This is a genomic window from Paraburkholderia sp. RL17-347-BIC-D (assembly GCF_046027915.1).
Lineage (GTDB): Bacteria > Pseudomonadota > Gammaproteobacteria > Burkholderiales > Burkholderiaceae > Paraburkholderia.
On the sequence record NZ_JARESS010000029.1, the window covers coordinates 1 to 23,046 of the forward strand.

The 23,046-nt window shown below is 62.3% G+C and carries 19 protein-coding genes; 11 read left to right on the forward strand and 8 right to left on the reverse strand.

Features of this window, described 5'->3' with window-relative positions; genetic code table 11:
* The 9 genes from P0D96_RS30715 to P0D96_RS30755 all read left to right on the forward strand — a co-directional run.
* Window positions 1–415: type 1 glutamine amidotransferase domain-containing protein (locus P0D96_RS30715; RefSeq protein WP_408317184.1), on the forward strand; the 415-nt coding region annotated here is incomplete at its 5' end.
* Between the two features lie 56 nt (window positions 416–471).
* A complete protein-coding gene (locus P0D96_RS30720; protein WP_408317186.1) occupies window positions 472–1,308 on the forward strand; it encodes an enoyl-CoA hydratase/isomerase family protein in 837 nt (278 codons plus the stop codon).
* 258 nt (window positions 1,309–1,566) lie between these two features.
* Complete coding sequence (locus P0D96_RS30725) at window positions 1,567–2,514, forward strand: phosphodiester glycosidase family protein (protein ID WP_408317188.1); 948 nt, start codon at window positions 1,567–1,569, stop codon at window positions 2,512–2,514.
* Between the two features lie 334 nt (window positions 2,515–2,848).
* Window positions 2,849–3,397, forward strand: coding sequence for a (2Fe-2S)-binding protein (locus tag P0D96_RS30730; RefSeq protein WP_408181039.1), 549 nt, complete (start codon window positions 2,849–2,851; stop codon window positions 3,395–3,397).
* Window positions 3,398–3,408: 11 nt separating this feature from the next.
* Window positions 3,409–4,413: an FAD binding domain-containing protein gene (locus P0D96_RS30735; RefSeq protein ID WP_408317190.1), complete on the forward strand. Its 1,005-nt coding sequence runs from the start codon at window positions 3,409–3,411 to the stop codon at window positions 4,411–4,413.
* A gap of 24 nt (window positions 4,414–4,437) precedes the next feature.
* Window positions 4,438–6,675 (forward strand): xanthine dehydrogenase family protein molybdopterin-binding subunit, encoded by a 2,238-nt coding sequence (locus tag P0D96_RS30740; protein ID WP_408317192.1) that lies wholly within the window; start codon window positions 4,438–4,440, stop codon window positions 6,673–6,675.
* Window positions 6,676–6,985: 310 nt separating this feature from the next.
* Window positions 6,986–7,489, forward strand: coding sequence for a lipocalin-like domain-containing protein (locus P0D96_RS30745; protein ID WP_408317194.1), 504 nt, complete (start codon window positions 6,986–6,988; stop codon window positions 7,487–7,489).
* A gap of 358 nt (window positions 7,490–7,847) precedes the next feature.
* Window positions 7,848–9,137, forward strand: coding sequence for an MFS transporter (locus P0D96_RS30750; protein WP_408317196.1), 1,290 nt, complete (start codon window positions 7,848–7,850; stop codon window positions 9,135–9,137).
* Entirely contained in the window at window positions 9,134–10,894 is a 1,761-nt protein-coding gene (locus P0D96_RS30755; protein WP_408317198.1) for a winged helix-turn-helix domain-containing protein, read from the forward strand. The genes P0D96_RS30750 and P0D96_RS30755 overlap by 4 nt, the downstream gene beginning before the upstream one ends.
* Window positions 10,895–11,027: 133 nt before the next feature.
* On the opposite strand, the gene P0D96_RS30760 is transcribed toward P0D96_RS30755, so the two are convergent.
* Together P0D96_RS30760 and P0D96_RS30765 are read right to left on the reverse strand one after the other, a co-directional pair.
* Complete coding sequence (locus tag P0D96_RS30760; protein ID WP_408317200.1) at window positions 11,028–11,273, reverse strand: hypothetical protein; 246 nt, start codon at window positions 11,271–11,273, stop codon at window positions 11,028–11,030.
* A 159-nt stretch (window positions 11,274–11,432) separates the two neighbouring features.
* Window positions 11,433–12,647 carry a phytanoyl-CoA dioxygenase family protein gene (locus P0D96_RS30765; RefSeq protein ID WP_408181033.1) on the reverse strand — a complete coding sequence of 405 codons (1,215 nt, stop codon included), beginning with the start codon at window positions 12,645–12,647 and terminating at the stop codon, window positions 11,433–11,435.
* 95 nt (window positions 12,648–12,742) lie between these two features.
* Here P0D96_RS30765 and P0D96_RS30770 point away from each other — a divergent pair, with 95 nt between their 5' ends.
* Entirely contained in the window at window positions 12,743–12,898 is a 156-nt protein-coding gene (locus tag P0D96_RS30770) for a LacI family DNA-binding transcriptional regulator (RefSeq protein ID WP_408317202.1), read from the forward strand.
* Window positions 12,899–12,995: 97 nt separating this feature from the next.
* On the opposite strand, the gene P0D96_RS30775 is transcribed toward P0D96_RS30770, so the two are convergent.
* Window positions 12,996–14,474: a catalase gene (locus tag P0D96_RS30775; protein ID WP_408181031.1), complete on the reverse strand. Its 1,479-nt coding sequence runs from the start codon at window positions 14,472–14,474 to the stop codon at window positions 12,996–12,998.
* Between the two features lie 371 nt (window positions 14,475–14,845).
* Between P0D96_RS30775 and hemH the strand changes: the two genes are divergently transcribed.
* Window positions 14,846–15,961 (forward strand): ferrochelatase, encoded by a 1,116-nt coding sequence (hemH, locus tag P0D96_RS30780; protein ID WP_408317204.1) that lies wholly within the window; start codon window positions 14,846–14,848, stop codon window positions 15,959–15,961.
* 48 nt (window positions 15,962–16,009) lie between these two features.
* Here the strand turns inward: hemH and P0D96_RS30785 are convergent, their stop codons facing one another.
* The 5 genes from P0D96_RS30785 to P0D96_RS30805 all read right to left on the reverse strand — a co-directional run bounded on the left by P0D96_RS30785 (window position 16,010) and on the right by P0D96_RS30805 (window position 23,038).
* Window positions 16,010–17,113: an ornithine cyclodeaminase family protein gene (locus tag P0D96_RS30785; RefSeq protein ID WP_408317206.1), complete on the reverse strand. Its 1,104-nt coding sequence runs from the start codon at window positions 17,111–17,113 to the stop codon at window positions 16,010–16,012.
* A gap of 37 nt (window positions 17,114–17,150) precedes the next feature.
* Window positions 17,151–18,650 (reverse strand): FAD-dependent tricarballylate dehydrogenase TcuA, encoded by a 1,500-nt coding sequence (gene tcuA / locus P0D96_RS30790; RefSeq protein ID WP_132378476.1) that lies wholly within the window; start codon window positions 18,648–18,650, stop codon window positions 17,151–17,153.
* A gap of 27 nt (window positions 18,651–18,677) precedes the next feature.
* Entirely contained in the window at window positions 18,678–20,069 is a 1,392-nt protein-coding gene (locus P0D96_RS30795) for an MFS transporter (RefSeq protein ID WP_408181028.1), read from the reverse strand.
* 183 nt (window positions 20,070–20,252) lie between these two features.
* Window positions 20,253–21,620: an MmgE/PrpD family protein gene (locus tag P0D96_RS30800; protein ID WP_408317208.1), complete on the reverse strand. Its 1,368-nt coding sequence runs from the start codon at window positions 21,618–21,620 to the stop codon at window positions 20,253–20,255.
* Window positions 21,620–23,038, reverse strand: coding sequence for an MmgE/PrpD family protein (locus P0D96_RS30805; protein WP_408317210.1), 1,419 nt, complete (start codon window positions 23,036–23,038; stop codon window positions 21,620–21,622). Before P0D96_RS30805 ends, P0D96_RS30800 begins: the two co-directional genes overlap by 1 nt.
* Window positions 23,039–23,046: the final 8 nt, after the last annotated feature.

Genomic DNA, 23,046 nt, shown 5'->3' on the forward strand with positions numbered 1-23,046 from the left:
TGTCAAAGCGGCCGACTACGATACAATTTTCTACGCCGGTGGTCATGGCCCGATGTGGGATCTGACCAATGACAAAAACTCGATCGCCTTGATCGAGGATTTCTACAACGCCGGCAAACCGGTCGCCGCAGTCTGTCATGGTCCGTGTGTTCTGCTCAAGGCAACCTATGAGGGACAGCCTCTCGTCAAGGGAAAGCGCGTCACCTGCTTTACCAATGATGAGGAAGAAGCCGTCGGCCTCACCAAGGTCATGCCCTTCCTCGTCGAGGATGAACTCAAGCGCCTAGGCGGCCACTTTGAAAAGGTGGCCAACTGGGCCGTGCTCACCATTGTCGACGGACGGCTGATCACCGGCCAGAATCCGGCTTCATCTGGCCCGACTGCCAAGGAGCTGCTGAAGGTTCTGCAGGCCTAGTCCCAATCGCGCGCGGGCCGCGAAGCCCGCGCATGTGTCGGCGACAGGAGTCCCCAATGAACGCAACCACTAACCCCGTTCAGATTAGCGTGGGCCGGCGGTCCGCGGCCTATTGGCGTGTCACGATCGACAACCCGCCGATCAACGTCATGGGGCCGCCAATGGTCCAGCAGTTTCAGGAAGTCATCAACGCGCTCGAAACCGACGAGCATGTGAAGGTCGTGGTCTTCGATAGCGCGGTGGACGGCTACTTCCTGAATCACTCCGATTTCCGGGCCAGGCTCGAGGATCTGACCGCCATGCCGCCCGGTCCCACGGGCTTACCGCAGTGGCCGGACTTCCTCGTGCGCCTGACGCGCGCGCCCGTCGTCTCCATCGCCCTCATCCGCGGCCGGGCGACGGGCAACGGCAGCGAGATCACGCTCGCCTGCGACATGAGTTTCGCCAGTCGGGAAAAGGCGCTCCTCTCGCAATGGGAGGTGGGCGTCGGGATGGTCGCCGGCGGCGGCCCTATGGCCCGGCTGCCCCAGCTCATTGGCCGTAACCGCGCACTGGAGGTGCTCCTGGGTTCTGAAGACCTCCGTGCCGACCAGGCCGAGGCCTATGGCTATGTGAACCGGGCACTGCCCGATGCCGACCTCGACGCATTCGTGGATGCGTTGGCAACCCGGATCGCCGGGTTTGACAAGTGGGCGATCGCCAACACCAAGCGCCTCGTCAACACTTCTCTGCCGCCGGACGTGGAGCTCGGCGCCGGATGGGACGCGTGCATGGCGTCGCTGGGGCGCCCCGCCGCGCAGAAGAACATCAAGGCACTGCTGGCGCGTGGATTCCACAAGCCGGGAGATGTCGAAAATCGGCTCGGATACTACGTCGGTCAGCTCGCGCACTAAGCCGGCGCGCGAGACGCTCTCTCGCTGCTTTGGAAAAAACCCGCACGTGGTAGCTGAGAAATCTATCGCGGCGGCGGCATCAGCGTCGCTCGCTCGGATGAATTTCTTTTCGATAAATGTTTTTTTTCGGCGCACATCCGCCCATCGTCGAAAGCCGAATGAAAAAAAGAAATCACGTGGTGGTCATATCGCGTCTCTAACGTCTGCGGCACGGTAAGAGTGACAACTTTGTCGCCGCCGTCCATGGAGACTAAAGAGATGACGCGTGCCCTGTTCCCCGTCACAGCAACTCTGAAAACGCTCGCCGCCGCGGCGATCATCGGCCTCGCTTCGGCCAGCGTGCAAGCCGACGTGCCCGATCCCACCACGCAGATCACGCAAAGCGGCTACTCGCCCGTGTATGTCGGCGTCGATGCCGAAATGGCGACCGTGCCGTCGAATCCCGCGACTACGGGCGGCAAGCCGACCGTGAGCCGCGCATACGTGATGCGCATTGATTTGCGCGCGCCCGGCGTGAGCGTCGAAACGACCGGGCATAGCGGTCCGCTAATGACGACGTCGGAGACGATTTCGCAATTCGCCGCGCGCACCGGTGTGCGGCTCGCAGTCAACGCGAACTTTTTCGCGCCGTGCTGCGCGACGACGCCGGAGCCGAAGTCGATCATCGGCTTGCTGGTGTCGCACGGCCAGATTGTGAGCCCGCTGACCAGCGACCCGACGCAAAGTGAAGCGGTACTTGCGATCACGCGGCAGGGTCGCGCGTATATCGCCGAAGCGCCGCAGATTTCAGCGCAGGATCTGAAGCTGATCGATACGGCGGTCGCCGGCTCGGCGATTCTGCTGAAAAGCGGCCAGGACGTCAGCGCGCAAAGCCCGAACGAAGGCGATCCGCTTAATCCGAATCCGCGCACACTGGTCGGCCTGTCGCAACAGGGGCGCTTTCTCTATCTCGTCGTGATCGACGGACGCGTCGCGGGTTATTCGACGGGCACGACCAACGCGCAATCGGCGCAACTGATGAAGGCGATCGGCGCGGATGACGCGATCAATCTCGACGGCGGCGGCTCGACCGAACTCGTGCGCGCCGATCAGATCGGCGTGCCGTTTATCGTCGATACACCGAGTGGCGGTGCGGAACGGCTCGACGCGTCGGCGATCGGCGTGCATGCGTTGAAGCTGCCGGATTTGCCGGGCCTGCCGTTTTGAGGCATTGAATATTTGAAGCCGCATCAGCAACTTCAAAATGGCCGGGCGCTCACGCGTCCGGCTTTTTTCTTCTACATTTGGGGTAGATTGATCCCGACACTCGCGATCAGTCGAGCCGGTCGATCGCAAATGATTTTCAGGCACGACAGGTCTGGGCATCAGATTTGCTGCTGACTCATCTGGGCCTGCGTAGCGTGTCTTCCGACGCTCGCTAACCTGAATGTCCGACACCCCGGCGAATCGATCGCCAATGGTTCCAAATCCTGCTTCAGCCTGCCGCCCGGCCGCGCCGATTGTCGCCGGATGGTGGCCGCTCTCGCCATGAGGAGAACGCATGATGCAACAGACCGCCTCCAACACCACGCAACAGAGCGCCGACCCCGACGCAGCCCGAACCGCCCGCCAGCCTTCCGCGAACGCGACGATGCCAGTCGAGTTGACCGTCAACGGCAATCTCTACACGCTGTCGCTCGATCCGCGCACCACGCTGCTGGACGCGCTGCGCGAGCATCTGCACCTCACCGGCACGAAAAAGGGTTGCGACCACGGCCAATGCGGCGCGTGCACGGTACACGTGAACGGACGGCGCGTGAATGCGTGCCTGTCGCTCGCCGGCACGCACGCCGGCGACGAAATCACCACCATCGAAGGCATCGGTCAGCCCGAAGCGCTGCATCCGATGCAGGCCGCGTTTGTAGAATGCGACGGCTATCAGTGCGGCTACTGCACGTCGGGCCAGATCATGTCCGCCGTCGCGCTGCTCGATGAAGCGGTCGGGCCGGGCGACGCCGAAGTGCGCGAAGCGATGAGCGGCAATCTGTGCCGCTGCGGCGCCTACCAGAACATCGTCGCGGCAATCCAGCGCGTGCGCGGCCAGTCTTGAGGAGCGCCATCATGGAAATCTTCCAGTTGTCGCGCGCCAATGGCGTGCGTGAGGCGATCGCGGCGGGCGCGGCTTCGGCAACGGCCCAGCAGGGCGCACAAGTGCGCTTTCTCGCGGGCGGCACGACATTGCTCGACCTCATGAAGCTCAACGTCGAGCGGCCGACGCGGGTCATCGACATCAGCCGGCTGCCGCTAGACCGTATCGAAGCGCTGCCCGACGGCGGCGTGAAGATCGGTTCGACGGCACGGAATGCGGACCTGGCACTGCATCCGCTGATCCGCACACCGTATGCGGTGCTGTCGCAGGCGCTGCTCGCGGGAGCCTCGGCGCAATTGCGAAACATGGCGACGACCGGCGGCAACCTGCTGCAACGCACGCGCTGTGTGTACTTTCGCGACACCGCGATGCCATGCAACAAGCGCGAGCCGGGCTCGGGCTGTCCGGCGATCCAGGGATTCAATCGCACGCTCGCGATTCTCGGTGCCAGCGACGCCTGCATCGCGACCAACCCGTCGGATATGAACGTCGCCCTGACCGCGCTCGACGCGACCATTCACGTCGAAGGAACGGACGGCGCGCGCAGCATCGCGATCGACGACTTCTTCGTGTTGCCAGGCGCGACGCCGCAGCGCGAGAACGTGCTCGACGCAGGCGACCTTATCACGCACGTGACGCTGCCGCCTCTACCAGCGGGCGCGCGCTCGGTTTACCTGAAGCTGCGCGATCGCGCGTCGTACGAGTTCGCGCTGGCGTCGGCCGCCGTGGTCATGACGCTCGACGATGGACGCATCGGGCATGTGCGCGTCGCGCTCGGCGGCGTCGGCACGCGGCCTTGGCACGCGCTCGAAGCGGAAGCCGTGCTGCGCGGCGCAACGCCCGATGCCGCGACCTTCCGCAAGGCCGCGGACGCCGCGCTAGCGAACGCGAAGCCGCAAAGTCAGAACGGCTTCAAAGTCGAGTTGGCGCGCCGCTGCATCGTCAATGCGCTGACCCAGGCTACGGCCACGCCCTGAACCGCCGATCGAGAGGAACGCCCCATGTCTACCTTATCCGACTCCGTGCTGTCCGTGATCGGCCGGCCTCAAGCGCGTATCGACGGACCGCTGAAGGTCAGCGGCAGCGCAGCCTATACCTCCGATATCGATTTACCCGATCTGCTGGTTGCCGTGCCGGTGTGCAGCACGATCGCAAGCGGCCGGATCGTGTCGCTCGACATCGCGGACGCCGAGGCGATGCCCGGCGTACACGCGGTGCTGCATCGAGACAATATCGGCCGCTTCTACCGGCTTTCCGGCAACTCGATGGAGACCGGCTTCGTGGACGAAGCACGGCCGCCCTTCGAGGACGACATCATCCGCTACTACGGCCAGTACATCGCTGTCGTGATCGCGGATACCTTCGAGGCGGCGAGCGCGGCGTCGGCCGCGATCGGGGCTCGCTACGAAATCACGCCGCACGACGTGCGCGACGAACTGGAGGCCGACGACAAGCCAAAGGTCGAGAGCGAGCGCGGCGACCCGGATCGTGCGTCCGACGCCGCGCCGGCGACGCTCGACGCAACCTACGTCACGCCCACGGAAACGCACAACCCGATCGAACTTCACGCGTCGATCGCGGACTGGGACGGTGAGAACTACACATTTTACGAGACCACGCAGGCCATTTCGGTCCACCTGGGCACGCTCTCGCAGATGCTCGGCGTGCCGAAGGAAAAGATCCGCGTGATCTCCCGCTATCTTGGATCAGGCTTTGGGAGCAAGCTGTGGATGTGGCCGCACACGCTGCTCGCGGCAGCGGCGACGCGTCAGACCGGCCGTCCCGTGAAGCTGGTCGTGAGCCGCAAGATGATGTTCCAGAACGTCGGCCACCGCCCCGTTACTCAGCAGCGCATGCGGCTGTCGGCTGAACGCGACGGCAAACTCACCTCCGTGCAGCACGACTACGTCAACCACACCTCGATCGCCGACGAATACCAGGAAAGTTGCGGCGAAGTCACGCCGCTCATCTATAGCACGCCGAACCTGCGCGTGACCTCCGGCCTCGCGCGCCGGAACGTCGGCTCGCCGACGTCGATGCGCGGCCCAGGCGCCGTGCCCGGCCTGTACGCAGTCGAATCGGCGATGAACGAACTGGCGCATGTGCTGAACCTCGATCCGGTCGAATTGAGGCTGCGCAACGAACCGCGCGTCGACGAAAGCACGGGTTTGCCGTTCTCGTCACGGCATCTCGTCGAATGTTTGCGCACGGGCGCTGAGCGCTTCGGATGGTCGCAGCGGACGCCGGGCGTCGGATCGATGCAGCGCGACGGCCTGACTTTGGGCTGGGGCGTCGGCGCTTGTGTCTGGCCAGGCTTGCGCTTTTCCGCGGCTGCGAACGTCGATCTTCGAGCGGACGGCAGCGCCCGCGTGGTATGCGGCACGCAGGACATCGGCACCGGCACCTACACGGTGCTCGCGCAACTGGTCGCCGAAGAGACCGGCATTCCCCTCACTCGCATCGAAGTCGGTCTCGGCGATTCGGTGTTACCGCTTGGACCGGTTTCGGGGGGCAGCGCGGCGACTGCATCGGTGATTCCGGCAGTGCTCGACGCGGTGCGTTCGGCCATCAAGCTGTTGCTGTCGCGTGCGGCGGCCGTCGATGGTTCGCCGTTCAAAGGCGCCGCCGAAGATGCGCTCGCGTTCAGCGCGGGACACGTGCATCGCAAGGGCGACGCGCCGGAGCGCGGCGTGCCGTTCGGCCAGATTCTCGAAGCAGCGAAGATGAGCGCGGCATCAGGCAGCGGCAGCGCCCAGGGCGGCTTCGACGATCCGCTCAAGAAACGCTTCTCCATCTATTCCTACGGCGCGCACTTCGCCGAAGTCACGTGGCAGCCGGAGATCGCGCGGTTGCGCGTGAGCCGCGTCATCACGGTGATCGATGGCGGACGTATCATCAACCCGCGCGCCGCCCGCAACCAGATAGAAGGCGCAGTCGTGATGGGCGTCGGCATGGCGCTGTTCGAGCATACGACGTACGACAGGCAGACGGGCGCACCGATCAACAGCAACCTGGCCGATTACATCATCGCGTCGAATGCGGATACTCCCGAACTTGACGTGACCTTTCTCGATCATCCGGATACCGTGTTCAACGAACTCGGTGCTCGCGGGATTGCGGAAATCGGCCTCGCGGGCGTCGCGGCGGCGATTACCGATGCTACTTATCATGCAACCGGCGTGCGCGTGCGGAAGTTGCCGATCATGATCGAAGATCTGCTGGCTGCGGAAATGGCTTGAGGGCAGATGTCGTTGCAACGAGTGGCATGCTTCGACGTAAAGTTCTTCGCGTTGGAACCGCGTGGGATACGCTTACGGCAATTAAAAGAAGTTTCGGCGCGGCGGCAAGGACCAGGCAAACGGCGAAGGAGGCACAGAGCCGTTGCAGCCATTTCCTAGAAGGATCAACTTCCGCTTCCAATGTTCATTGGAAGTCGTAGCCAGGAAAGCTATGCTACTAGCTTGTCTTCAGATGATCGAAGACGAACCAGGCATCGCACGCCGGGAATCGAAGGGAATGGTTCCGCCCTCACGTGTGCCGGAGAACGCCATGAAGCCCATGCTCCAAACCCTGCGGGCCGCCGCGCTGGTGGCCCTTGCATTGTGTCTCGCCGTCCCAAAGACCTTTGCCCAGGCGGCGCCTGGCGTGGTGGGTTCGTGGTCTTTGGTTTCGTTGACCGCCTCGAGAAGTGGTAGCGAAGTCGAAGTGCTCGGTCCGCACCCGGACGGCCAACTCATCTTCGGCACCGACGGCCGTTACGTTCTGCTCGGAGTTCGCGCAGACTTGCCGAAGTTCGCATCGGGTAACCGCTTATTGGGTACCACCGAAGAGAACCTACTCATCGTCCAAGGCAACTTCGCGCACTTTGGCACCTATACCGTCGATCCGGCCGGACAGGTGATCGTTTTCCACATTCAGAAAAGTACCTTTCCGAACTGGGACGGGGATGTTCAACGACGCCCATTCACCCTCGATGGCGACCGGCTGACCTACGTCACGCCTGGGAGCTTCGGATATGGCGCATCGAAAGTCGTGTGGCAACGAATGAAGTAAGCAGCAGAACGCGAGGTTCATAACCTGAACCTCCAGCGGCGAGACCGGAGAACGTGATCGCGTTCAGGTCGCCGTATCCCTCGCTATCGCGGACCTGGCGCCGAGCGCCGAGTCCGAGTGCGGCGCGCGTCAATCCGTCGTCAGGAATCACAAGGCGAATCTAAAGACCTTTCGTGTAAGCGAATTGTCGTCCATCATATTTAAGCCAGAACGATCATGCACCGTCATCGAAGTCGGCTTGACACAGTGGTGGCTGAACACGTCCCTCCGCAGCGGCGTCCGCTTAAAACGGTAGTTATGCCTGGCGACATCAGGGATTACCATGCTCGACGATTCGCCCCTAATCCGAAAAGAGTCGATGACAGCACACCAACGCTGGACCATTCTGGTCGCCAGTACGGGTGGAGCGCTCGAGGTATTCGATTTCGTTATCTTCGGATTCTTTGCAAGAAGCATCGGCAGCGAGTTCTTTCCGACAGGAACTGGCGTGCCGGCGGAGACGTTGTCGTTCACGGTGCTGGCCATTGGCTACCTTTCCAGGCCGGTGGGCGGCATTCTCCTTGGGCGGTTCGGCGACACGCACGGCCGGCGCCTTGTCTTCGTCTCGTCGGCGATGATCGCCTCCGTTTCGACGCTTCTCATCGGAATACTTCCTTCATACGCGGCATGGGGCGCGCTTGCCCCAGCGCTTCTTCTCATGCTGCGGCTCATCCAGGGTCTCTGCCTGGGCGGCGAGTTGCCAGGCGCAATCGTCTACGCGGTCGAAACCGCGCGCGGCAGGCCTGGTCTTCTGTGCGGCATCGTGTTCGTCGCGGTCAACCTGGCGTTGCTTCTGGCGACGAGCATTAACTTTGCTCTGCAATGGGCGCTCACACCCGCGCAGGTCAATGCATTCGGATGGCGGATTTGCTTCCTGCTTGGTGGAATGGTCGGGCTGTTGAGCTTTGTCCTGCGCCGGACGCTTGCGGAGACCAACGAGTACGCGCAAGCGATCGGCGCCCGGCATCGCGAGCCTCTTGCCGTCCTGTTTCGCAACCATTTCGCTCCCCTGACGACAGGAACCGGCGCGTCTCTGTTGGCGGGTGCGTCGGGTGGCATCTTTATCGGCTTCGCACCAAGTTATCTGCAAAGGCTTCAATACGACACACACCAGATCGCGAGTGCCCAGATGTGGTATCTGGTCGTCGTGGCTGCCTGCATTCTCGTGACATCGCACGTTGGCGACCTGTTGCCGCGCCGTTATGTGTTCAGGTCGGGAACCGTCTTGTCCGCGCTTTTCGCGCCCTTCTTCTTCATTGCGGCCGCCCATCACTACGCGAGCCTGCCTGCGCTGTTCCTGATGGCCGGCGTCGTCAGCTCGTTTGCGAACGGAACCTTCGCGTGCGCGATTGCGGAAATGTTCCCCGTCGACGTCCGCTTCAGCGGTGTTGCCACGTCCATGAATCTCGGACTGTCCGCGTCGCTGGGACTGACACCGCTCGCAGCGAATTTCCTCGTTTCGGGCCTGCACTGGATGCCTGCGCCCGCGCTCGTCATTGTGTTGTGCTCGGCGCTCGCATTCGCGGCTTCATTCGGCATGAAGCGCGAGCGGCGGCGCGTCGACGTCGTCGCTGTGAACCGGAACTCGCGGTGGCAGGAGCGCAGATGAACACGCCAGAATCCGTCCGGATTGCGGATGTCGAACTGAACATCCAGCGCTACGAATTGCGCCGCGCAGGCGAGAAAGTCAGCCTCGAGCGTCTGCCGATGGAGTTGCTGATCCTGATGGCATCGCGCAACGGGGAACTCGTCACGCGTGCGGATATCGTGAGAGCACTGTGGGGCGCGAACGCGTATCGGGAAACGGACAACTGCATCAATACGGCGATCCGGAAAATCCGCGTCGCGCTGCACGACGATCCGGTCAACCCGCAGCACATCATCACCGTGAAGGGCAAAGGCTATCGTCTGAACAACGTACGGCCCGCGCCGGATGAATCGGCGCCCGCCCCGCAGGAAGCCGTGCGGATTCTGGTACTGCCGTTCGAAAACCAGACTGGCGATTCCGGCCAGAACAGCTTCTGCGACGCGCTGGCCGACGAAACCTCCGCCAGTATCGGCATGCTCGATCCGGAGCACATCCTTGTCATTTCGAGGACGACCGCCGCCCACTGCAGACGGGTCAGCAAGAGTATCGCGGAGATCGCGCGCGAGTTGTCGATCGATTACGTGCTGGAAGGCGCGCTCAAGCGGGACGGCACGAGGATTCGCATTCTGGCGCAACTGATCCGTTGCTTCGACCAGGTGCAGATCTGGAGTCGCGCGTATGAGCCGATGACGAGCGGAGCGCTGGAAATCCAGAAAGAGGTTGCAACGGCGCTCGCTCAGGAAGTATCGCCCGCGCTCGCGGAACAGCAACGGCACAGGCTGGCGAGACGTTTGCCGGTCGATCCGGCGGCGCACGACGCGTATCTGCGCGGCCGTTACTACTGGACCCGCCGCGTGCACTTCGATGCGGGGTTCGCCGCGCATCACGCGCTAAGTGACGAGGACTTCGTTCGCGCGCGCGGCTACTTCGAGCTCGCGATCGAACGGGATCCGACTTACGCGCTCGGATATGTGGGGATGTCGAACGTTTTAGGCGCCGCTGCGACGCACGGAGTGTGCGCACCGTCGGAGGGCCACCCGCGAGCGCGGCAGGCGGCGCTGCAAGCACTGGAACTGGATGCCAATCTTCCTGAAGCTCACCAGGCGCTGGCCGGCGTGCACTACTTCTATGACTGGGACTGGCGCCGGGCAGAGGAGGAGTTCCTCGAGGCATTACGGTTGAACCCGAGCCACGCCGAAACGAGCCGCCTGTATGCGCGGCTCCTGCTGGTGCTTGGGCGAGAAGCGGAAGGCAGAGCACAGTTCGAGCGTGCCGAGAAAGTCGACCCGCTCGGATTCGAAGGATCACGCGTATTCGGACTCGTGCAGGCGGGCAAATACGACGAAGTGATTCGGGAGTGCCTGAATGCGGGGCATGGCAATCGCTCCCCACTCGTCTATCAGCTACTGGCGACCGCATATGAAGGGCAGGGTCAATACGAGGAGGCCGTCGAAGCGACCGTTGATGCACTAACGCGGTGCGGCGAATTCGCCCGCGCGGAGACTATTCGCACGGTCTGGGACACCGGGGGTTATAAAAAAGTCCTTCAATGGTATTTGCAGGACCTGATGACGAGACGTCAAAGGCGCTACACGTCGCCGCTTCTGTTCGCGGAAATTTATGCGAGGCTCGACCAGCCGGACGAGATGTTTCACTGGCTCGATGTTGCGCTTGTCGAACATTCGCCGCGCCTGTGCGAACTTCGTACCAATGCATGGTTCAATCGCTACCGGTCGACGGGGCGATTCCGGAACGTCGAGAAGCGTATCGGCTACTGAGCCCGGAGCATAGCCCCATCATTCGACGGACGGGCCCCGGTCGGGGCCGTAGCCTGTCCCGTTACGCGCGATGAGTGTATTCGCGGGCACTCATCGTGCGGGACGGCAGTCGCGCGAAGCTGTTGTGCGGCGCTCAGTGGTGGCGGAATGTATTGGTCCCGAAACGGCTTTGGTCCCCGGATTGCAGGGCGTTCAGGTCCGGATAGGTCTGCCGCGCCGGACTCATTGCCATTCCTGTTTCTCCCCTCGACGCGTCGGTGACGCCACCGACATCCTGAACGGCCGGTGCGGTTCCCGATGGTACTGGTTTGTCTTGCGCCCACGCTTGTCCCAGGAACATGCCGATCGCGCAGAGGGCAACGATTCGAAGCGTTTTCATGTCAATTTCTCCTATCCACAAGTGCGGAAACGGTCAGTGCATGACCGGCCTTAAGGCGATCCCGGACGGTGCGCGAGGATGCGGCGTCGGGTTGCTATCGCTGTGTCAATCCTGCGATCAGAGCGTTCTTTGCACCATCGACCCAGTCTAAAGAAATTGTTAACACGGGCCAGATTGCGGATCAGCGGAGCGTTGCCGCGCAGCGTGCTCATTTAAGGCGAGCGTGAATCTGGCGGGATCCCAGTCCTCGTCAAGTGCGCGGTGCATGAGTTCCTGTTGGCTCTCCGGCGCCAACCCGCCGACCGGCGGGTCGCGGTCGAGGTTGGTAGGGAACGGGTATCCCTCGGCGCAGGATGCGATTGCCGCGGCGGCTTCCGTGTCACTTATCCGCCCCGATGCGCGGCGCTCGCGCAGTACCGGATAAACCACCTCGCACATTCTCCTGCGGTCGAGCACTTCCATCGCCCGGCCATAAGCCGACGAGACCTGCAAGAGATTCGCCATGCGTTGAATGTCCGTGGTGCGATTTTCGCCGGCCGCATGGAACAACGCGGGATTGAAAAACACGGCATCGCCCTTGGAGAGCGGCAGCTGGACGAAATGGGCTTCGAAATATTCCCGAAAATCGGCTCGGCGCCACGCCAGATATCCCTCGTCGTATCGCTGCGAATACGGCAGGAGCTTCGTCGGACCGCTCTCAACCGGCATGTCGCTATGCGCCACCGCGCCCTGCAGGGTGAGGAAGGCGGACATCCGATGCACGTGCGCAGGATAGCGTTCGGCCTTTTCAACCGTCTGGAAGCCGAGGTGGTAATCGCGATGCGCCTGTTGAGCAGCGCCGCCGGGGCGCACTACATTGACTTGTGACGTCATCTGGTAGGACGGTCCAAGCCACGCTTCCGACGCGATCATCAACATCGGATTTGAGAAATACTGCGCGAATACTTCGGGTGCTCGCAGGCAGAGCTTCTCCTGAGCGTTCCAGATCCGGTCATTCGCGCCCGCCTTTGCGAAATGGTCTGCCACACGCGGGCCTTGCTCGCGCTCACTGCGAATAATCGATTCGAAGACGGCCGTCGCGTCGTCGACAGGTCCGGTATCGGCATATGCCCGCCGAAGCACCAGCACCCCTGCGCCCTCGTGAAGGACGCGAGCCCATTCCGCCTGCAACTGGGCTCTCTCGGACGCATCGTGTGTCATGCCATCGAGTTGCTGACAGTCGTAAACGGGAATGCGCTGTGTGATTTCCGCCGCATAGCGCGTCGAGCCGTTGTCATCGCCTTCCAGCAGAGCGACGAATTCATTTAAAGCGCAGTCGCGTTCGCGGTACCAACTCTGCCCTCGCTCTTCGATGCGATCCTCGCTGTGGCCCATGTCTCTCTCCCTCTGTTCGTCACAGCATAGCGCCATGGACTGCCAACGGGGTATCATTAATCCATCAAAAACACCTCAAATCTGAGGGATCCGCCGTGGTTCACCACTTTCTTATCACGGACATAGCTCTACAGGCCGGGGGCGGGGTGGCAACAGTCGCCCACGTACTCAATGGCCGCGCACACGCTCGTGAACATGCGCGCAAGCGCGTCGAGCAAGCAATCAAGGAGATCGAGAAGCAGGAACTATAGTTGTTTATCTGATCGAAGCTGTACATCGCAGGGCAGGCAATCCATGAAAGCGTTTGCCGCCCCGCGATAGCGTCGTGAAACATTTGATTCCACTCGACTAGCTTATGTTGCCGCCGCTCGATTTTGCGTTCGCAAGCTTCCTGACCGCCGCAGAGACACCTGCACCATAGGCCGGATCCGCAAGACGGCAATGTTCGATATGCAGCTGAACGACCGGGTCCGACACACCCTGCAGTGCGCGCGCGGTGTTCTCGAACAACACTTGCTGTTGCCCGGGTGACATGTTGCGGAACAGAACACCCGTTTGCGAGTAGTAGTCGTCGTCGACCCGATGATTCCAGTGATCCGCAGCGCCTTCCAGACTCAGCGGCGGTTCGCGGTAGTCCGGTTGCTCGACCCACTCGCCACGCGTATTCGGTTCGTAGGAGATCGTGCCACCCTGGTTACCGTCAGTACGTCCTTGACCATCACGGTGATAGCTATTGACATAGCTCGCTCCCCTCGGCGCATTCACCGGAATCTGCGCATAGTTGACGCCCAGACGATAACGCTGCGTATCCCCGTAAGAGAAGAGTCGCCCTTGCAGCATCCGGTCTGGCGAGAAGCCGATTCCCGGTACGATGTTCGACGGCGCGAATGCAGCCTGCTCGACATCCGCAAAATGGTTGTCGGCGTTTCGATTGAGTTCCATCTCGCCAACTTCGATCAACGGATAATCAGACTTCGGCCATACCTTCGTGAGGTCGAACGGATTGATGCGGTACGAACCCGCTTCCTTCTCGGGCATGATCTGCACGAACAGCGTCCAGCGCGGGAAATCTTTGCGCTCGATGCTCTCATACAGATCGCGCTGATGTGATTCGCGATCCCGGCCAACCAACGTCTCGGCCTCAGCGTCCGTCAGATTCTTGATACCTTGCTGCGTGCGGAAATGAAACTTGACCCAGAAGCGTTCATTTGCCGCGTTGATAAAGCTATACGTGTGGCTCCCAAAGCCGTGCATATGACGGAAAGAACTCGGCAGGCCGCGATCGCTCATGATGATCGTGATCTGATGCAACGCCTCGGGAAGCTGGGTCCAGAAATCCCATTGGTTCTGTGCGCTACGCATGCCCGTGCGAGGATCGCGCTTGATCGCATGGTTCAGGTCCGGGAACTTCAACGGGTCGCGAAAGAAGAACACCGGCGTGTTATTGCCGACGATGTCCCAGTTGCCTTCTTCGGTATAGAACTTCAATGCAAAGCCGCGAATGTCGCGTTCGGCGTCGGCCGCACCGCGTTCGCCGGCAACCGTCGAGAAGCGCGCGAACATTTCCGTGCTCTTGCCGATCTTCGAGAAAATCTTTGCGCGCGTATATTTCGTGATGTCGTGCGTCACAGTGAACGTGCCGAATGCGCCTGAACCCTTCGCGTGCATCCGCCGCTCCGGAATGACTTCGCGATCGAAGTGCGCCAGTTTTTCGAGGAGCCACACGTCTTGCAACAGCGCCGGGCCGTTCGGGCCCGCGGTCTGGATGTTCTGATTGTCAGCAACAGGTGCGCCAAATACCGTAGTCAACTTCCTCTTCATATTCATGTTCCTATCCTCGCATTGGGGTGATGAAAACCGATGCAAACAGTTGCGAATCGCAACCATCGTTTGACGATTCAAGAATAGCAGCGCTGTGCATCTGCCATGTTTGGAATTATTTACTGATTGGATAACAGAATACTAAGTCCCCGATGCCAGCTCATACGTCGAATAAGGACAATCTACGTGGGAAAACTGCCAGCACGGTTGCAGACCGTCTCACGTAGCCGATAGTCGCGACTTATGGAAGCGCTAGAAAATACGACTTGGACCCGAAGCGCGGAATTGGCGATGATTGGTCCACAGGGTGAATCGCAAATCGATGACATCGCCCAACCCTCAAATAGATCCGAGGGCCAACCTTTAGGTGACGCGAAATGTATGCTGACATCTCTATTCGGAAAACGTCCCCGGCCGTTTCAATGCCTCGCGCGGCAGTTTTGCTGATCAACCTCGGTACACCAGACGCACCCACTGCGCGTGAAGTACATCGTTATCTTGCGGAGTTCCTCTCCGACCCGCGCGTGATCGAAATGCCGCAATGGCTTTGGCAGCCCATTCTTCGCGGCCTCGTGCTTCCATTCAGGAGTCACGCGGCGGCGCGCCGATATGAATCCATCTGGATGCCCGACGGATCGCCGCTCCGCGTGCATACCGAACAGCAGGCCACCGCACTTCGAAGATGGCTGACCGAACGTGGCCAGCAGGTGCACGTCGCTTACGCGATGCGTTACGGCACGCCGAGCATCGCGGGAGAACTCGATCGGCTGATCCGGCAGGGCTGCGATCGCATTGTGATCTTGCCGATGTATCCGCAGTACGCGGCATCGACCACCACCACTGCCTTCGACAAGGTGGCCTCCGCGTTCGCACAGATCCGCAATCAACCGGAGGCGCGTTTCATCAAACAGTACTTTGCAGATTCACGCTATATTTCCGCGCTCGCCGACACCGTACGGCGGCACTGGTATGTGCACGGACGCCCCGACTTCAGCCGCGGCGATCAAATGCTTCTGAGCTTTCACGGCTTACCGCAACGCGCTATCGAGCGTGGCGACCCTTACCACGCGCAATGCCTCGAGACGGGCGCACTGCTTGCCGAGGCGTTGAGCCTTGACGCACACCACTGCAGAGTGACGTTCCAGTCGGAGTTCGGAAGACAGGAGTGGATCGGACCACATACCGCGGAAACACTGGCTGAACTCGGCGCGTCCGGCACGCATCGCGTAGATGTCTTTTGCCCGGGCTTTACTGCCGACTGTATCGAAACCGTCGATGAAATCGGCGTCGAAGGGCGGGACACGTTCCTCAAATGGGGCGGCAGGGAGTTCCATCGGATCGATTGCGTGAACGCGTCAGCGCCGTTCATCGATGCACTCGGGGAGCTTGCACTCGACCAGTTGAAGCACTGGAGCGGCGTCGTCACACAATCCCGCCGGAAGGAAGAAGTCACGATCTCTGACATGGGCGCCGCATCATGTCTTACGCTTTGATTCCTGCAGGTTGCGCGCGGTCCACGTGCAGGCCGACGCACCCTGTATTCAATTTCTAATAGACTGCAGGAAATAGTGCTCCGGCAACGCAATGCCAAGGCCCAGCCGCGCCGCTTCCCGATACACGTGCCCGCCCACCGCCGCAAACTGCACGCCCCAATTGCCCACCGTGTAATAGAAGGTGATCTGCCGGGCATCCGTGCGGCCCGACGCGCGGCCGGTTATCACGTCGGTGTAAACCGGCCAGCCGGTCGTATCCACTCTTTCCCCGCGTGACACGGGCAAACGCGCCCGCTCCTCGCCGCTTCCGCCGATAAACGCATTCGGGCTGCCCGACACGCGCTGGCTGAAGCGTTCACTCTCCTCCATCGGCAAGCGTTCACGGCCTTGCGCGATGCACACGTCGAAGCGGTTTGCGACACTGGTGTCGAATTCACGCGGCGTGAGCGCCACCACGTGCATGCCCGGTTCCAGCCAGCCGGCGTCGATGACGGGCGTCATGCTGTCGGTGCAGGTGGCGACGATGTCGGCGCCGCGCACCGCCTCTTCGGCCGAGCCGACAGCTTCTACTTCGATCCCGAGTTTCGCCGCCATGTCCCGCGCAAATCGCAAACGGTTCGCCTCGCGACGGCTGAAAACGCGCACGCGCCGAATCTCGCGTACCGCCACCAGCGCCTCGAGAAACGTTTCGGCCATGCCGCCCGAGCCGATCATGCCGATGGTATGCGCGTCCTCACGCGCAAGCAGCCGCGTGCCGAGTCCCGCCGCGCCGCCCACGCGCATGTGTTGCAGGTGGCCGTCGTTGAGCATCGCGAGCGGCTTGCCGTTCTCGGTACTGAACAGCATCACCAGCCCGCAATACGTGCCCGGCTCGACGCAGTACTTCTGCTCGCTGCCCGCGCGGCCGTCGGCGTCACGCGGCCACACCATCACGTCCGATTTCAGACGCACCGCCAGAATGCCGCCGGTCGCGCCATCCACCGAGCCGAAACGGTAATAGCTGTCGTCGCGCTGCGTCGGCACATAGGTGTCGATACGTGGACGCCCAATCGACGCGCCACCCGGCAATCCGGCAAACGCGCGTTCCTGCACGTCGATGCAATCGCGCATCGTCAGCACGCGCGCGACACAGTCGTTATCGATAAGCAGCATCGTAATGAGTCCCCGAGCGTTCCCGTTAGCGTCCGAATCAGCGTGCAACCAGCCGCGCCGCGCCTGCCCCGGCGCGCCGCCCGAACACCACGCCGGCGACGAGCCCCGTGCCGCTGCCGTAGTTGTGATAGTAAAGACCGCCGACAATCTCGCCCGCCGCGAACAACCCTCGAATCGGCGTACCCGACGTGTCGAGCACCTCGGCCTCCGTCGACACCTTCAGTCCACCGAACGTAAAAGTCACGCCCGTGGTCACGCCATAGGCTTCAAAAGGCGGCGTGTCGAGCCGATTGGCCCAGTTGGTTTTGTCGATGCCGAGTCCACTCGTGCGCAGGCCGTCGTGGATGTTCGGATTGAACGACACATCGGGCCGCGGCGCCTCGTTATACGCGCGCACGGTACGCAGAAAACCTTCTGGATCGACGCCCGTGAGTTTCGGCGCCAGTTCTTCGAGCGTGTTCGCCGTCTCTTTCGTGATGCGCGCAATCCTGTACTCGTCGCGCAGCAGCTTGACGACTTTCTGATCGAAGATCTGCCACGCGAAAAGGCCCGGCTGGCGCAAGACTTCATGCCCATATTTCGCGTAGGTGAAACTGTGAAAGTCGAGCCCCTCGTCGAGAAAACGCTCGCCCTTCGCGTTCACCAGAATCCCGAACGGGTAGTTGTGTTTCTGGAAGCGATCGCCAATCGTCAGATCGCCGTACTCGGGTGCATTCATGTCCCATTGCACCGCATGCGCGCCGGACCAATGCCCCGTTACCGCCGCGCCGATTTCCATCGCCATCTTGTGGCCCCAGCCGGTGTTGTAGCGTGTGCCACGCACTTTTGCCAGGTCCCAGTTCGGCCCGAGATAGCGCGCACGCATCTCCGCGCTCGACTCGAAACCGCCGCATGCGAGCACCACCGCTTTCGCGCGGATGTCGACCTGCCGCCCCTCATGCATGGCGCGCACACCTTCGATGCGCCCGTCGCCATGCAGCAGGCCCATTGCCTGCGTGCGATAGAGCACGCCGATTCCCGCGTCCTTCAGCGCATGATGCAGCGTTTCGACCAGATGCGTGCCGCCACCCAGAATGTGGCAGGCGAGACCGCCCCAGAAACGGAATTTGCCTTCGACACGAAACGCCTGCCGCCCCAGCGCCGGCTGGAATCGCACGCCATGCCGCTTGAGCCACAGCGCGGCGTCGTAGCTGTTGCCAATCAGTACGTCGGTCAGATCCGGGTCGGCGCGGAACTCGGTTAGCCGGCCGATATCGTCGAAGTACTGCTCGCGCGTGTAGGTGCCGAAATCGATATTCGGCAGGTCCAGTTCCGCGATATCCGGCGCGAGCTTCAACAGGTCGTCGACGGAATCGTAGACGAAGCGGAACGCGCCGCCCGTGAATGCGGAGTTGCCGCCGCGGGCTTCCTCCGGTGCGCTTTCGAGCAGTGCGATGCGCTTCGCGCCGCCTTCGCGTGCGGCGAGTGCCGCATTGGCTGCGGCGTTTCCCGCGCCGATTACTAGCACGTCGATATCGTTGAGTTCGTCGAGGGTCATCAGTTGGCTCTCCAGTTCCAGTGTGATCTAGCGTCGTGGGTATTCAGCGAGCGGCGTCAGTGACGCCGCGTCCACTTCATCCACGACCGGGTTCAGTGTTTCGAGGCTGCGGCCGGTGGTCCGCGGGCCGAAGACGAGCGTGATCAACGCAGTCAGGAACCATGCGCCCGCGATATACATGAACACGGTCACATAGCCGTAGTTCGTGTAGATCGCCGCGATCACGAAGGCATTCGCGACATTCGCGATCCGGCCCGCGCCATACGTGAGACCCGTTGCGCTATTGCGCACGCCGGTCGGAAACTGCTCGGGCGTGTACGAATAGAGTAGCGTCGCGAAGGTCTGCGTCAGCATGCCGACCGCGAATCCGAACGTCACGATCAGTACCGGCGTGAAGCTCAGCCCGTATAGCAGGCCGAATCCCGCGATCAGGAGCGCAACGAGCGCGATCAGATGCTTGCGTTCGAAACGGTCGGCGGGATAGACCGCGAGCAATGCGCCAAGCGGCGCGCCCACGTTGATCAGCGTGAAATACGTGAGGCTGCGTGCAATCGTGATGCCGTGATGCACCAGCAAGGTCGGCACCCATGCTTCAAAGCCGTAGAAGCCGATCGTCTGCAGCAGCCAGATCGCGCAGAGCGTGAGCGTGCGCCGGCGGTAGACGCTGTTGAACATCGTCATCCATGGCTCGCGCGCTTCGGGCGGCCGCACGACGACCTCGGGCGAGCTCAGCACGTTACCTTCGGCGATGCTCCTTGCCTCCATCGCCGAGAGCGCGGCTTCGGCCTCGTCGAAGCGTCCTGCTCGCGCGCTCCAGCGTGGCGACTCGGGAAGCCGCTTTGCGATCAGCGGAAACGCAATGCCAAGCGCGCCCCACACGAAGACCCAGCGCCAGCCGTCCGGTCCGAACGGCACGAGCAACCGCGCGACGAAGTTGGTCAACGGAATCGCGCACAGGTTGATGACCATGGCCCACGATTGCCAGGTGCCGCGCGAGCGCGCCGGAAAGAGTTCGGCGATATAGGTCATCACCGTCACCATGCCCGCGGAAATGCCGAACCCGGTGACGACCCGCGCGGCGAACAGATACGGGACGCTAGGCACGACCGCGGTGGCCAGCGAACCGAGCGACGAGATCAGCACGAACAGCATCAGCGAGCGTTTGCGCCCGAGCCGGTCGGACAGCAAACCGCCGAGCGTCGCGCCGAAGAACATGCCGATGAAACTCGCGGACGTGATCAGTGCGATTTCATTGATCGCGATATGCCAATGCCGGATCAGCGCGGGCGCCGCCGACGCGAACGTGTTGATATCGCAGCTATCGAAAAAGAGCGGAATCGCGAACAGGAACATCCATTCGCGATGCATCCGCGAGTTCGGCAAACGGTCGACGCGCGCGGCGACGAGTGAGTCGTTCATGCCTGTCTCCTTTGTCGACCGGAGTTAGTGCTTTAGCACTTACTCCGGTCCCATGCAAAGCTGTCGGCTGGAGTTAGCGCTTTAGCGCTTACTCCAGCCCCATGCAAAGTTGTCCGGCGGTCATAGCCGCGCGATTATCCTGCTCGTTCGTATGAATCTATCCAACGCGGCCCGACAACTGCGTCAGTGCCGCAAACCTGCTTCGAATAAACCAGTCACCGTGCTGATGTCTTCAATACCGTCGATGCGCCACAACATGCCCAACGCGTCGCGGCTCGCATCGGGCGTCAATACGTGATTCGCGCAGTCGAGAAACTTGGCTTCGATCCGTGCATCCGGCAACGGATTGGCCGACGTGCGGCCCGCCGCGCGCGCGACGCGTTTCGACACACGCCGCCCATCGCTTAACTGAACGACAACTTCTGCCCCGAAATGATCCGCTTGCTGGTCCGCCAAAGGATCCGGCTCAGCGACGATCTTCGACATGAGCGCGCGAATCGCGGGGTCGGCGTACGCGTCGCCTTCGAAATCGGACAACACCACGCGCCCCTGCGCCAGCGCGCGCGCCACGCAGTACTGCACACTGAATTTCGCATCGAGCGCACTGGCCGGTTGCGGGCGGTTCGTATGCTGAAGGCGGCGCGGATGCGTCCACGACACAGCCGATTCGACATCGTCCGGCTTCAGTCCGTATTCGCCGACGAGCATCAACATCGCGTCGATCGCCGGGTGCGTGCTGCCGCAGCATGGGTACTGCTTGATCGCAATGCCGGGTTCGACGATGTCGAGTGGATCGGCCCAATGCGTCAGCGCCGCTTCGGCGTCGTAATGGCCCACACCGTTGTAGACGTTGAAAAAGCCCTGTTGATGTTCGAAGGTTTCGTCGCCAGCGTTGAAACCCTCGCGCGCCAGAAGCGTCGCGATCAATCCATTGCGCGACGCATGACCGACGTGCAACGGCTTCGTCATGGTGCCGAAATTGGCCTTGATGCCGGAAGCGAACGACGCGGCAATCGACAACGCGGTCGCCGTGTGCGCCGCATCCAGTTCGAGCAGATGCGCCGACGCAGCACACGCGCCGAATACGCCGAGCGTCGCCGTTGGATGCCAGCCTTTGTCGTAGTGATGAAAATTGACGGCATGCGCAATGCGCGCCTGCGCTTCAAAACCCGCCACGTAAGCGGTGACGAGGCGTCGCCCGCTCGCGTGCCCCTCTTCGGCGAGCGCGAAGAGCGCCGGCAGGATCGGTGCGGATGGATGACCGCCGAGTGTATTGCTGCAATCGTCGAAGTCGAGCGCATGCGCGGCCGTGCCGTTGACGAGCGCTGCGTCGCTGGGCTTCATCCGCTCGCGCGTGCCGACCACGAGCGCGGCTCCGTTGGAAGGCGCCGCCACGGTCCGCGCAATCCGCGCGCAGGGTTCCGCCGAACCCGCCAGCGTCACGCCGATCGTATCGATGATGCCGATGCGCGCCCAGCGCAACGCTTCGTCGGGCACGTCGGCGGAAGTGAACGCGGCGATGCGTTCGCCCAGCGTCTTCGCGATGCTCATCAGCGGTCTCCTTGTACAAGCGAAAGATCTGGCGGCGATCTGTGCAATGGATCGGTCGATGAAGCAGACATCGCGTCGAGCCAGTGCAGATCCGCTTCGTCTTCCACCCGGTCCAACTGCTCGAACAACGCGTGCGCCGCTGCGCCCAGCCGCTTCGTCATCCGCATGAACTTGGCGCGCAATTGGGCCGGTGTGAACGGCGTCGACGGACAGCCCGGGAAGTCCGTCTGCGCCAATTCGTAGGTCGTGCCGTTATCGAGCGTGATGCGTGTGACGGTGGCGAGGCCGGTGGCGTCGGTCGCGACGAGCGTCACGCGCTGCGCGAGTTCGCGGATGGCTTCGTCTTGCAACAGGTGGTCGCCGAAGGTCGACGGATCGTCGGCATCGTGCAGCAGCGCCGCCGCCACGCACACCGGCACGCTGTATTGAGCGAGCACCTGATTGGCGGGCAGCTTGATATCGTGATTCGCGGCAAGACGCGGCGCGCCCTCGATCCGGATCGCGATGATGCGGCGCGCGTCGATATCGTACGCGGCGCGCAGTTGCTGCGCGGCGTAGACCGGTGTGTGCGCCACGATGTGACACGCGTAGCGCTTCAGGCACAGCGTCGGCGTTTCATAGTGCGCGCCTAAACCAGCGGTCAGACGCGCCGCGTCCGAGGCCTCGCAATACGCCTCCAGAAAACCGTAGCGCCCTTCGAGCACCGTCGACGGCCCGTCGAACCCCGCTTGAGCCAGTTGCACGGCGACGATGCCCGATTGCGCCGCGCGCCCCAGGTGGATGCGTTTGACGAGACCACCATCGCCGGACTTAGCGAATTCGAGCAATCCGCCGCTCAACGAGCCCGCAATGCCCAACGCGCGACTCAATGTATCCGCATCGACGCCGGCCAGCTTGCCCGCTACGATCGCGGCGCCGAACGGTCCCGTCAAACCCGGCGCATGAAAGCCGCGTGCTTCGGCCGAGTGTTTCGTCGCCGTGCCGATCCGGAATAGCACCTCGATACCGGCGACGAGCGCCGCCAGCACTTCGCGTCCCGATGCGCCATAAACCTGCGCGGCGGCAAGCGCAACCGGCACCAGCGTCGCGCCGGGATGAACGCCGGCGCCAGGCTGCCGCAAGCTATCGAGTTCCGCCGCGTGGACCAGCACGCCGCCCGCAAACGCCGCCGCCTCCGGCGCGACGCGCCGGCTCGTGCCAGGAATCGCACACGGACCCGCGGCCGCATGGCTGACATAGCGCAGCGCGGCCTTGCCGGCTTCCACCTCCTGTCCGTACAACGCCGCGCCGATCGCGTCGATCAGGCAGTCTTTGGCAAGCCGCACGATGTCGGCGGGCAAGTGCTCGAAGCGCACGCTGAGCGCGTACTCCGACAACAATTGCGCAGCGGTGCGTCCAGCGAATGAAGCCGGCTGCATGAAAGCGT

Bases quoted from the DNA above. Each gene is read 5' to 3' on its own strand.
- P0D96_RS30735 (WP_408317190.1), top strand. From the start codon at position 3,409: ATGGAAATCTTCCAGTTGTCGCGCGCCAATGGCGTGCGTGAGGCGATC.
- P0D96_RS30800 (WP_408317208.1), bottom strand. From the start codon at position 21,620: ATGAGCATCGCGAAGACGCTGGGCGAACGCATCGCCGCGTTCACTTCC.
- P0D96_RS30745 (WP_408317194.1), top strand. From the start codon at position 6,986: ATGAAGCCCATGCTCCAAACCCTGCGGGCCGCCGCGCTGGTGGCCCTT.
- P0D96_RS30765 (WP_408181033.1), bottom strand. From the start codon at position 12,647: ATGGGCCACAGCGAGGATCGCATCGAAGAGCGAGGGCAGAGTTGGTAC.
- P0D96_RS30740 (WP_408317192.1), top strand. From the start codon at position 4,438: ATGTCTACCTTATCCGACTCCGTGCTGTCCGTGATCGGCCGGCCTCAA.
- P0D96_RS30775 (WP_408181031.1), bottom strand. From the start codon at position 14,474: ATGAATATGAAGAGGAAGTTGACTACGGTATTTGGCGCACCTGTTGCT.
- P0D96_RS30760 (WP_408317200.1), bottom strand. From the start codon at position 11,273: ATGAAAACGCTTCGAATCGTTGCCCTCTGCGCGATCGGCATGTTCCTG.
- hemH (WP_408317204.1), top strand. From the start codon at position 14,846: ATGTATGCTGACATCTCTATTCGGAAAACGTCCCCGGCCGTTTCAATG.
- P0D96_RS30730 (WP_408181039.1), top strand. From the start codon at position 2,849: ATGATGCAACAGACCGCCTCCAACACCACGCAACAGAGCGCCGACCCC.
- tcuA (WP_132378476.1), bottom strand. From the start codon at position 18,650: ATGACCCTCGACGAACTCAACGATATCGACGTGCTAGTAATCGGCGCG.
- P0D96_RS30725 (WP_408317188.1), top strand. From the start codon at position 1,567: ATGACGCGTGCCCTGTTCCCCGTCACAGCAACTCTGAAAACGCTCGCC.
- P0D96_RS30795 (WP_408181028.1), bottom strand. From the start codon at position 20,069: ATGAACGACTCACTCGTCGCCGCGCGCGTCGACCGTTTGCCGAACTCG.
- P0D96_RS30720 (WP_408317186.1), top strand. From the start codon at position 472: ATGAACGCAACCACTAACCCCGTTCAGATTAGCGTGGGCCGGCGGTCC.
- P0D96_RS30785 (WP_408317206.1), bottom strand. From the start codon at position 17,113: ATGCTGCTTATCGATAACGACTGTGTCGCGCGCGTGCTGACGATGCGC.
- P0D96_RS30755 (WP_408317198.1), top strand. From the start codon at position 9,134: ATGAACACGCCAGAATCCGTCCGGATTGCGGATGTCGAACTGAACATC.
- P0D96_RS30750 (WP_408317196.1), top strand. From the start codon at position 7,848: ATGACAGCACACCAACGCTGGACCATTCTGGTCGCCAGTACGGGTGGA.
- P0D96_RS30805 (WP_408317210.1), bottom strand. From the start codon at position 23,038: ATGCAGCCGGCTTCATTCGCTGGACGCACCGCTGCGCAATTGTTGTCG.